This window comes from Candidatus Corynebacterium faecigallinarum, from assembly GCF_052264515.1.
Taxonomy (GTDB): domain Bacteria; phylum Actinomycetota; class Actinomycetes; order Mycobacteriales; family Mycobacteriaceae; genus Corynebacterium; species Corynebacterium faecigallinarum.
Map to the genome: position 1 here is coordinate 1 of NZ_JBQQOC010000045.1, position 10,411 is coordinate 10,411.

At 67.6% G+C, this 10,411-nt stretch carries 11 protein-coding genes; 7 read left to right on the top strand and 4 right to left on the bottom strand.

The window, feature by feature from the left end; genetic code table 11:
* From ACTXPP_RS13605 to ACTXPP_RS13615, 3 genes are all read left to right on the top strand, one after another.
* A partial coding sequence (locus tag ACTXPP_RS13605; RefSeq protein ID WP_443342610.1) for an ABC transporter substrate-binding protein occupies window positions 1–1,006 on the top strand: 1,006 nt, incomplete at its 5' end.
* A gap of 225 nt (window positions 1,007–1,231) precedes the next feature.
* Window positions 1,232–2,215 (top strand): ABC transporter substrate-binding protein, encoded by a 984-nt coding sequence (locus ACTXPP_RS13610; protein WP_052302555.1) that lies wholly within the window; start codon window positions 1,232–1,234, stop codon window positions 2,213–2,215.
* Window positions 2,212–3,105 (top strand): AraC family transcriptional regulator, encoded by an 894-nt coding sequence (locus tag ACTXPP_RS13615; protein WP_014011292.1) that lies wholly within the window; start codon window positions 2,212–2,214, stop codon window positions 3,103–3,105. Before ACTXPP_RS13610 ends, ACTXPP_RS13615 begins: the two co-directional genes overlap by 4 nt.
* A gap of 48 nt (window positions 3,106–3,153) precedes the next feature.
* Here ACTXPP_RS13615 and ACTXPP_RS13620 read toward each other — a convergent pair whose 3' ends face one another.
* On the bottom strand, window positions 3,154–4,107 hold the full coding sequence (locus ACTXPP_RS13620) for an ABC transporter substrate-binding protein (protein ID WP_014011291.1): 954 nt from the start codon (window positions 4,105–4,107) through the stop codon (window positions 3,154–3,156).
* 79 nt (window positions 4,108–4,186) lie between these two features.
* The gene (locus tag ACTXPP_RS13625) at window positions 4,187–5,143 is read right to left on the bottom strand and encodes an ABC transporter substrate-binding protein (RefSeq protein WP_041630231.1); all 957 of its coding nucleotides are present in this window, start codon (window positions 5,141–5,143) and stop codon (window positions 4,187–4,189) included.
* Window positions 5,144–5,338: 195 nt separating this feature from the next.
* Between ACTXPP_RS13625 and ACTXPP_RS13630 the strand changes: the two genes are divergently transcribed.
* Genes ACTXPP_RS13630 through ACTXPP_RS13645 form a run of 4 tightly spaced genes read left to right on the top strand, consistent with a single transcriptional unit; the run spans window position 5,339 to window position 8,843 of the window.
* A complete protein-coding gene (locus ACTXPP_RS13630; protein ID WP_301498424.1) occupies window positions 5,339–6,244 on the top strand; it encodes a siderophore-interacting protein in 906 nt (301 codons plus the stop codon).
* Window positions 6,241–7,086 carry a helix-turn-helix domain-containing protein gene (locus tag ACTXPP_RS13635; RefSeq protein WP_301498422.1) on the top strand — a complete coding sequence of 282 codons (846 nt, stop codon included), beginning with the start codon at window positions 6,241–6,243 and terminating at the stop codon, window positions 7,084–7,086. Before ACTXPP_RS13630 ends, ACTXPP_RS13635 begins: the two co-directional genes overlap by 4 nt.
* Window positions 7,083–7,817 (top strand): helix-turn-helix domain-containing protein, encoded by a 735-nt coding sequence (locus ACTXPP_RS13640; RefSeq protein WP_014011287.1) that lies wholly within the window; start codon window positions 7,083–7,085, stop codon window positions 7,815–7,817. Before ACTXPP_RS13635 ends, ACTXPP_RS13640 begins: the two co-directional genes overlap by 4 nt.
* Window positions 7,818–7,874: 57 nt before the next feature.
* A complete protein-coding gene (locus ACTXPP_RS13645; protein ID WP_301498420.1) occupies window positions 7,875–8,843 on the top strand; it encodes an ABC transporter substrate-binding protein in 969 nt (322 codons plus the stop codon).
* 14 nt (window positions 8,844–8,857) lie between these two features.
* On the opposite strand, the gene ACTXPP_RS13650 is transcribed toward ACTXPP_RS13645, so the two are convergent.
* Window positions 8,858–9,862 (bottom strand): ABC transporter substrate-binding protein, encoded by a 1,005-nt coding sequence (locus ACTXPP_RS13650; protein WP_301520519.1) that lies wholly within the window; start codon window positions 9,860–9,862, stop codon window positions 8,858–8,860.
* A 77-nt stretch (window positions 9,863–9,939) separates the two neighbouring features.
* On the bottom strand, window positions 9,940–10,411 hold a 472-nt coding region (locus ACTXPP_RS13655), incomplete at its 5' end, for a helix-turn-helix transcriptional regulator (protein ID WP_443342614.1).

Sequence of the window (10,411 nt, forward strand, 5' to 3'; positions counted from 1 at the left end):
GGTATGTGTCGCTGCCCTCGTGAGCATTTTCGGTCTCACCGCCTGTTCATCTTCCGACGACGGGAACGATGAGGAACAGAGGGTTTTCGTGGAGGCTGAGGACGGAGCCTTCCCCGTCACCATTGACCACGCCTACGGTGAGACCACCATCGAGGAGCAGGCGCAGCGTGTGGCGGTTGTCGGCTGGGCCGGTGCGGACCTTGCGGTACAGCTCGGAACTGTTCCGGTGGCTCAGGGAACGGCAGGTGGCGACGGAGACAGCGCAGAATTCTATCCCTGGTTCCGGGATGCTGTTGATGATCTTGGTGCCCCGATGCCCGCCACCGATGCCTCACTGGAACGTGGTGACGTGAATACGGAGTTCGTGGCGAATCAGAACCCCGACCTCATTCTCGCGGTCCAGTCCGGAATCACCGAGGACGAGTACCGGAAGCTCTCCGATATTGCGCCGACGGTCGCCTTCCCCGATGACCCCTGGGGCACCTCCGCTGAGGACCATCTGCGCATGGTCGCTGAAGCGCTCGGCCGACCTTCTGAGGCAGGGAAGATCACTGCGGAACTGGACGACAGCATCAGCGCGAGCGCCGGAACGCACAAGGAGCTCGCCGGAAAGTCCTTCCTCTACGGGTTCCTCCCGGACGACGGCCAGACGGTCATCTTCTCCGACAAGGACGCCCGGGTGAAGACCCTCCAGAAGCTCGGCCTGGTGGACTCGCCGGACCTCGCGGCGCTCGCTGAGGAAGCGGACGGAGTGTCCAGCTTCAACGTGTCGATCGAGAAGCTGATCGCCACGTCCGCGGATCTGTACGTCACTGGTACGGACCAGGAGAAGTGGGATGCGGCGCTCCGCTCGGACCGGGCATTCGCCGCCTGGGGGCCGGTCGGGGAAGGCCATGTCGCCCTGCTGACGGACTCTGATGTGAACCTGGCCCTGTCGGTGTCCACGCCGCTGAGCCTGACGTGGGCGATCGACGACATCGCCGACGCACTGGCCGCTGCGCTGTAGCTTGTGCCATTGCGGCGTGCAGTGCCCGCGCGTAACCTGACCAGTGATGAGCGGCCCTCATCACCACATGGAAAGCGGGCGACCAGTAGTTGGAGCTTCCGGTCACCCGCTTCGGCCTCAGAGATTCAGCTCCTTGTCCGTCCGCAGACGAACCATGTCCGCCGGACAAAGGTGAGCCTTCCTATACTTTCTCCCGGTACAGACCCCCGACCGAGAGAGAACGCCATGACCCTCCGCACCCTCACGGCACGCCGTGTCCGCCGCACCTCGCTGGCACTGGCCGCCACTGTCGGCGTCCTCGCGGCGTCCGCCTGCAGTTCCGACGACGACAGCGAGAGCAACGACACGCACACCGTGTCCAGTGCCTACGGTGACGTCGAGGTCCCGGAGAACCCGGAGCGCGTCGTCGCGGTCTCCTACGACACGCCCTGGCAGCTGAAGTCCCTCGGCGTCACCCCGGTCGCGGCGCAGGACTACTCCGACTACAGCGACGGTATCTCCGCGGAGCAGAAGGAGTTCCTGGAGCCGGTCGACAGCGTCGGCAAGTTCTTCGAGCTGGACATCGAGGCCGTGGCCAAGGCCGAGCCGGATGTCATCGTCGGTGACGTTCTGGAGATCGACCAGGAGATCTTCGACAAGCTCTCCGAGATCGCCCCGACCGTCATCGCCGAGGGCGAGACCCGCGGAGACTGGAAGCCGATCGTCGGCATGCTGGCGGACGCGGTCGGGGCCCAGGACGCGCTCGAGGATTCGAAGGTCGCCTACGAGGACCGCCTCGCCACGTTGCAGGCGGACTACAAGGACGTCCTCGCCGACAACACCTTCGCCGACATCGGGCCGATGGAGGACGCCGCGAAGTTCTACATCGCCTACCCGTCCAGCATTGTCGGCGCGATCTATCAGGAGATCGGCATGAAGCCTGCCGCATCCCTGCCGACCGGCGAGTTCCCCAAGGGCTGGGAGGAGTACTCGACCGAGAAGATCGGGGAGCTGCTCGGCGACGCCGATGCCGTCACCGTCACTGCGAAGCCGGACGGAACGGTGGACCCGGTCATGCAGTCGGTCCTCGACAACACCCTGTTCAAGAACCTGAAGGCCGCCAAGGATGACCACGTCTTCCCCATCTTCGGCGAGGTCACGGACTATGAGTCCGCCACCGCGTACCTTGACACCGTCGAGGAGAAGATCCTGAAGCCGCTGCAGAAGTGACGGCCGCCGATTGTCCGGTCGTCCCGGTCGTCCCGGTCGTCCCCGAGGGCTATCTGCTCACCACCCGTGAACTGCGGCTGCGCCGGTGGCAGGACGCCGGACTCTGCGGTGCGACGGGCCACACCCACGCCGACCATGTCGTCCTGTTCCCCTCCTCCGGCAGCGCGGTGGTGCAGACCGGCAGCGCGGACACGGAGCAGCGCCAACAGCGTCACCGGCTCACCGTCGGGCAGGGCCTCTGGCTGCCGGCGGGAACACCGCACGCGTGCCCGCCGGGGGAGGAGACGGTGCTCTGCGCCCTGTTCATCGACCCGGACGCCTGGTCACGGACGGTGTGCGCCGCACCGGCCACTGCGGTGACCGGGACGTCGGTCCATGCGGTGACCGTCCCGGCGTCGTTGCGGGAGCTGCTGCTCCACCTCGCCTACCGCGAGATGCCGGACGACCGGCGCATCCGTGCCCAGCAGGTCTGCCTGGAACTGCTGGCGGACGCCCGGTACGACAGTGCCGATGTCCCGACCGTGCACGACACCTTCCTCGCCCCGGTCACCGGTGCGGTGCTCGGCGACCCGTCGGACAGTCGCACCCTGGAGGACTGGGCATGGCTGATGAAGACCAGTCCGCGCACGATCTCGCGGCGGTTCCGGGCGGACACGGGCATGGGTTTCGCCCAGTGGCGGACCAGTGTCCGGATGACAGTGGCGGTGCGGATGCTCGCCGACGGCTCCCCGGTCGGTGTGGTCGCCCGCAGGGTCGGGTACGCGACGGTCAGTGCGTTCAGTGCCGCGTTCCTCCGTGCAACGGGACGCCGGCCGACGCGGGTCGTCGACGTGGAGGACGCCCCGGACCCGGAGAACCCGCCGTACCTGAGGGAACGGCGGGTCGGGTAGTGACCGCACAAGGGCTGGTCGGCGGGGACGGTCAGCAGGGGACCGGCGTCAGCCCAGCTGCTCGGCGACGTACTCGGCGAAGTTCGCGCCGGCTATCGTGAGACCGGACCTGTGGTAGTAGCTGAGCGCAGGGGCTTTGCCGGCGGCGACCGCCGGCAACTTCTTCCACAGCACATCATCGTGCATGGCTTCGTCCGGGTTCTGGACGAAGATGACGTCAGCGTCCTGCAGGATGCTGAGGTTCTCTTTGCTGTACATGTGCACGGAGCCGTCGGCCTCCACGGAATCGGAGCGGGTGAGAAGGGTGAAGCCCAGGTCTTCCAGTACCTTGTTCGACAGACTGTCATCGATGATCCCGAACTGGTCGTCGGACAGAACGACAGCTGCCGCGGTCTTGCCGTCGGCCCCGACCACCTTCGAGACCTCGTCGACGGTGGCCTTGTATTCGTCGATACTCTGCTCGGCCTCGGCCCGCTTCCCGAGCTGGTCAGCCTGATCGGTGAGTATCTGGAGCCAGTCTTCCCCCCGGGTGTCCTCGATATCCCCTGCCAGCGGGAGAACCGGGGCGATACCCTCTAAACGCTCCTGGACCTCGGAATCATAGGTGTCGAACCAGGCCGAGGTGGTCATGACGAGGTCAGGGTCGAAGGTGGCCAAGGCTTCCGGTTGTGCCGCGTGAAAATGGAAGAGCTCCACGGAGTCCGGGAGTTTGTCGTAGACGATGCTGCTGTCACCGTCGAGGTCGGGGGTGGCGACGAGGTTCATGCCGGTGATCTCGGCGAACTCGGGGCACAGCCGGGTCTCGATGCAGACCACGCGCTGCGGGTCGGTGGGGATGTCGACGGAGACATCACGGTAGGTGAAGGTCCGCGTGTCGCCGGTGGCGGCAGCGCCACCGTCCCCGTCGGAACTGCAGGCGGTCATGGCGACCAGCGCGGTGACAACAGTGGTACCTGCGAGGACGGCGCGGTGGGGGAATCGGGCTCTTCCGGTGAACGTCATGCCGCAGAGATTAATGCCCTCTACCTGTGCGAACGAGACAATCTGTGTCTCCCACCGGACACGGCCCGGTTCCGGCTGATCAGCCCAGCTGCTCGGCGACGTACTCGGCGAAGTTCGCGCCGACCTTCGAGAAACCGGCGCGGTGGTTGTACAGCAGCTGCGGGGTCTTCCCGTTCGTGACCGCAGGGAGCCTCTTCCACAGCACATCGTTCGACAGTGCATTGTCCGGGTTCTGGACGAAGATGACGTCGGCGTCCTGCAGGATGTTGAGGTTCTCCTTGCTGTACATGTGCAGGGAGCCGTCCGCCTCACGGTTGTCGGGGGCAGTGAGCAGGGTGAAGCCCAGGTCCGTGAGGACCTCGATCGGCAGGTCCTCATCCTCGAGGACGAACTGGTCGTCCTGGAGGGAGACGACGGCGACGGTCTGTCCCTCGCCATCCACTGTCTCCGAGAGCTTGTCGATTGTGGCGTCGTAGTCGGCGATGCTCTGCTCGGCCTCGGCCTTCTTGCCGATCTGCTCGGCCTGGTCGACCAGGGGCTGGAGCCAGTCGGCGTCCTTGTCGGGTGCGCCGCTGATCCGCAGGACCGGTGCGATAGCCTCCAGCTTGTCCTGCGTCTCTGAGTCGTAGTAGTCGAACCATGCCGCCACTGTCATCAGCATGTCGGGGTCCATGTTCGCCGCAGCTTCCGGATCGGGCTGATTGAAGTTGAACTCGAACTTCTCCACGGAGTCCGGCAGCTCGTCGTTGACCACGTTGTCCTTGGCGGACTCGGCGGAGATCTCCGGGGTGGCGACGAGGTTCATGCCGGTGATCTCGGCGAACTCGGGGCACAGCCGGGTCTCGATGCAGACCACGCGCTGCGGGTCGGTGGGGATGTCGACGGTGACCCCGCCGTAGCTGAAGGTGGTGGTGTCACCACCGTCTGCGCTGTCGTTGCCGTCGTCGGAACCGCAGGCGACGGTCGTGGAGAGCAGTGCCGCGGTGACGCCGGCGAGAACCGTCCGACAGGGGATGGGGAACCTGGTGAAAGTCATGCAGCTGAGGCTAAGCGTGTTCCGTGGCGTGATCGGGTCAATGTGTGGCGTCCTGCGGACGTGGTCGGCCACCGCCTGTCCCCGTCGCTGCCCGCCGCGCGACGGCACCTGTCCGCTGCGCGAAGATTCGGGCAGGTAGGGTTGCCTCACTGAACATGATGTCCGTCCCATCCGGAGCAGAAGCAGAGAACCGCCATGACCAGTGCTGAAGAGAAGTACCCCGCCGACTACACGCCCCGCGTCCACCGGGCGGAGGTCCTCGCCGTCACCCGCGTCGGCGCCGCGATGGTGCGCGTCACCCTCGGCGGACCGGACATGACCGACTACCCGACCACCGGAGTCGGTGACGAGTGGATCCGGGTGTTCTTCCCGGACGCCCCCGCCGACCCGGTCCGGCTTCCGGAGTTGGAGGGGCGCGGCTGGACCTACGCCGACGGCATCGAGCCCTCCGAGATGCGCGCCTACACGGTCCGCGCCTGGCGCCCCGGTGAGATCGACGTGGACTTCGTCGTCCACGGCAACGGTGTCGCCACGACCTGGGCCACCACCGTCGATCCCGGCGGGGAGGTCGGGATCACCCCGCCGGTGGACGCCTACACGCGCCCGGACACCGCCACCCGCCAGATCCTCCTCTGCGACGAACCCGGCCTGCCCGCCGCCCTGCGCATCGCCGAGGAGGCACCGGCGGGGATGCCGTCTGTCCTGGTCTGCGAGGTCCGTGCCGACGGTTACGAGGTTGCGCCGACAAGGGACGACGTCGAGTGTCTCTGGCTGCACGGCTCCGGCAACGGGGTGGCCGAGAGTCGCCTGCCCGGGGTGCTCGTCGGCATGGAGATCACGGAGAAGGACGCTGTCTGGGCGGCGACGGAGACCCGCACCTCCCGGGAGATCCGGAAGATCCTGCGCCGGGACAAGGGCCTGGCCCGCGGCGCGGCGACGACAATGGGCTACTGGATCCACGACTCCGAACAGTGGCGTGCGGCCTACGACGCCCTCGGCCCGGACTTCGCCGACAAGGTCTGCGCGGTCTTCGACAGTGACCGCGACGAGGACGAGATGATCGCCGTCGTCGACGAACTCTACGAGAGCAACGGACTGTGACCGCGGCCGAACTGCGCCCGGTGACCCGACCGGGACGGTGGACAGCGGCGGACATCGTCGCGGCGGACAGGGCAGATGCGACCGACGCCCTCATCCCCGGTGACTACCTCCTCACCCTGAGGGAACTGCGCTACCCCAGCCCGTTGGAGGCGGAGATCTGCTCCGGCCGGCCGCACCACCACGACAACCACCACGTGGTGTTCTTCGCCATGCGGGGCACCGCGCAGGTCGACATCGCCGGCAGCCGGCACCACCTCACCCCCGGATACGGCGTGTTCGTCCCGGTCGGGGTGGCGCATTCCGCGGACACCGCTCCGACGACCTCCCTCACCGCCGTGTACATCCGACCCGACGCGTGGACAGGGCCGACCGCCGCCGTCCGGGATGTCACGGTGAACACCGCGACCCGCGAGATGCTGGTTCTGCTGGCCTACCAGGGACTCTCCCGCGAGCAGCGGTTCCGTGCCCAGCGCCTGTGCATCGACTTCATGTCGGAGCCGGCGACACCGGGCCTGGAACTGCCGCTTCCCCGCAACCCGCTGATCCGGCCGATCACCCGGCAGCTCCTCGATCATCCGGAGGACGCCCGTTCCCTCGACGACTGGGCCTGGCTGCTCGCGACGTCGGGACGCACCATCGCGCGGGCGTTCCGGGCGGACACCGGCATGACGTTCAGCGGGTGGCGCACCGTCGCCCGGATGTCGGCGGCGGTCCGGATGCTGGGGGAGGGAACGCCGGTCGGCACGGTCTCGCGCCGGGTCGGGTACGCCAACCCGAGCGCCTTCGCCACGGCGTTGAAGCGGGTCACGGGTCGGGTGCCTCTGGAGTTCCGGGCGCGGTGACCGGGTTCCTGCTGACGACGGTCCGGTTCGATGTCCCCCGGCTGCACACCTGGACTGATTCCACCCACCACCATGATGAACTGATCTGGGCGACCTCCGGGATGGTCACCGTGCGCACCCCGGAAGGCGTGTGGGACTGTCCGGGGAACCGGGGGATCTGGGTCCCCCACGGCGTCCCGCACAGTATCGACGCCGCCGCGGACACGTCGCTCCAGGCCACCTTCTTCGCTCCGGCCGCCACCGGCCTGCCCGCCGGGGTGGCGGTGGTGGACCTGCTGCCGGCGGTGCGGGAACTGCTGCTGCTCAACGCAGACCGGGGGATGCCGGAGGACACCCGCCGCCGTCTCCAGCAGCTCGTCGTCGACCTCCTCGTCCCGGTCCCGGACACGGTCGTGGACCTGCGGATGCCGGCGTCCCCCCGGATGTCGGCGGTCGCACGCCGGATCCTGTCCCGGCTGGACGCCGCGGAGACCACCGCGGACTGGGCGGCCCTGGCGGGACTGCCGGAACGGGAACTCGTGCGCGAGTTCTCGGAGGAGACCGGTCTGTCACCGGCCCGGTGGCGGATCCGTGCGCGGGTGCGGGCGTCCCTGCCGTTGCTGCGGTCGGGTGTGCCCGTCGCGGCGACCGCCCGCCGTCTCGGGTACCGCAGCGCCGGCACCTTCGCCGAGCAGTTCCGGCAGATCATAGGCAGGACGCCGGGCGCGTTCTCCCGTGACAGGGACCAGTGACGGAAACCGGTGACACCGGCCCGGAAACCGGTTCCGGGCACCGTTAGCATCACCGTCGTGAACCTGACTCCCCGCGGTCTGCGCACCGCACTCACCGGCCTTGTCCTCCTGCCGACCCTCGTCCTCGCGGGTTGTTCCTCCGGTGGCTCCGGCGGCTCCGGTGGTGTCGGTCCCACCGACAGCGGGACCCGCACCGTCACCGACGCTCTCGGGGAGGTGACGGTCCCCGTCGACCCGCAGCGGGTGGTCGCCACCGACTTCTTCTCCTCCAGCATGCTCGTCGACGTGGGCGTGACCCCGGTCGGCGTCATGGAGGGCATCACCGAGCCGGACAGCAGGCCGCAGCGCTATGTCGACGCCCTGGCGGACGCCGAGCAGCTCAGCACCTACGCCGAGATCGACGTGGAGAAGGTCGCCGCCCTCGACCCGGACCTCATCATCGTGGACGCCGCCTTCCCCGAGCCGGAGACCGTCGACCGGCTGGCGGGTATCGCCCCGCTGTTCCACGTGGACCTCACCGGTGACTGGGCGGAACGCGCGCTCAGTGTGGCGGACGCGGTGGGCCGTCTCGACGAGGCGAAGGCACAGCAGAACGACTACAACGACCGTGCGGTGGAGATCTCGGAGACGTACCGGGACGTCCTTGACGCGAACCCGCTGGCGGTCGTCTCCCTGAGCACCACGGACAACACCTGGGCGTCCTACGCGCCGGGCGGATGGCCGACCCCGCCGTGGATCGACGTGGACGCGACCTTCCGCACCCCGACCGACGGCGAGGCGGACACGGGTGACGCCTGGGCGTGGATCTCTGACGAGGAGATCAGCAAGCTCGACAATGCGGGGATGATCATCGTCCTGGAGAAGGAGCAGCTCGCCCGGTACCGGAACAATCCGATGTGGTCTCGGCTGCCGGCGGTACGGGCGGGCAATGTCTTCGATGATTTCCCGTCCCCGGCGACCTCCTCGTTCCGGTGGGGGATGGACAACCTCGACACGGTGGAGAGGATCCTGCGGGAGGTTCGCTGAGACTGTCCGGTGGGCTACCGGGCTGCGCTCACCGTGCCCAGCAGGTCGTCGAGCGCGTCGAGGTTCTCCAGCGCCCAGCCGTAGGACCCGGTCGGGGAGTCCGGGATGTACTCGAAGACGAGGCCGTTGCGGACTGCCGGAAGCCGCTTCCAGAGTTCGTTGCCCTCCACCTTGTCGAGGACCGCGCGGTCGGTGACCGGTGTGAAGATGACGTCGACGTTGTCGAGTCGGCCCAACTCCTCGTAGGAGAACCAGTTGGGGAAGCCGTTCTCGTTGATCTCGTCGTCTCTCTGCTCCCGGAAGTGTGCGCCGAGGTCTCGCAGGATCGGGGTCGAGAAGTGCGTGTCCGCGTAGGTTCCCCATTCGTCGGCGGTGGGGACGAAGACGGCGAAGGTCTCATTGTCCAGGACGTCGCTGTACCTTTCGGCGATCTCGTCGCGCCGGGAGTTGTAGTCAGCGACAAGTGGTTCCAGCGCGTCCTCCCGGTCGAGGATGTCGGCCAGCTCGGTGGACCGGGTTCGCCAGCTTTCCCCGTCCCGGGCCTTGAAGGTGATGATCGGGGCGATGCTCTCGAGCTTGTCACGCAGGGGATCATCGAGCGGGAGGAAGTCATCGGTGGCGAGGATCAGGTCGGGATCTGTCGTGGACACCGCTTCGACATCCAGTTCGTAGTACTCCCCGATGGAGGTCGCGCCGCTGTCGGTGACCTCGGACCGGTAGTGCTCCGGGATGGCGGCACCGTCGTCGAAGTAGGACTGGACGACGCCGACCGGGGTGATCCCCAGGTCCACCAGGGCAGCGGGGGTGTAGAAGTCCACGGAGACGATGCGCTGGATGTCCTCCGGGTTCGCGGGGATCTCGACCGGTCCGAAGTCGCTGTCGTAGGTGCGGGTGGCGGAGGCGTCGTCGGTGGAGTCTGAACCGCAGGCCACGGCGGTCAGCGGGATCACCGCGGCAACCGTGGCGGCGATGAGTCGACGGGCGAGGGGACTGCGTATCGGGAGGGCAGGGAAAGGCACGGGACGCTCCTTGGGAGGCAGGTGAACGGGGCCCGCACAATGTACGGTCCGCGCCGGTCCGGTTTGGGGACGTCCGGTTACGGTTTCTGTACGGAGCGCAGGTACTGCGTGGGCGACTGTCCGGTGAACGAACGAAAGTGGTCGATGAACGTCGACGGACTCCGGTAACCGAGCCGTCGGGAGACGGAGACCACGGTGCCGCCACCGATGAGTCTCTGCACGGCTAGGTGCATCCGAGCCAGAATTCTCCACTGGGTGAAGGTGTGGCCGGTCTCCGCGGCGAACCGTCGGGACAGTGCGCGGGGATGGAGGCAGTGCTCGTGGGCCCATTGATCGGTGCGTCTCCGGTCGGCCGGATTGCGGAGGACCGCGCGGGCCACGGCGAGGAGGTCATCGCTCCGCGGCAGCGGAATGTCGAAGGAGTGGTGCGGCACCGGTTCCAGCAGATCGAGAATGACGGTCTGGAGACGCAACCTCGCCTCGGACGTCATGTCGGACTCATCGTTGTAGGCGAGCATCGTCCGCAGCGGGGCGGTCATCCAGACCCCG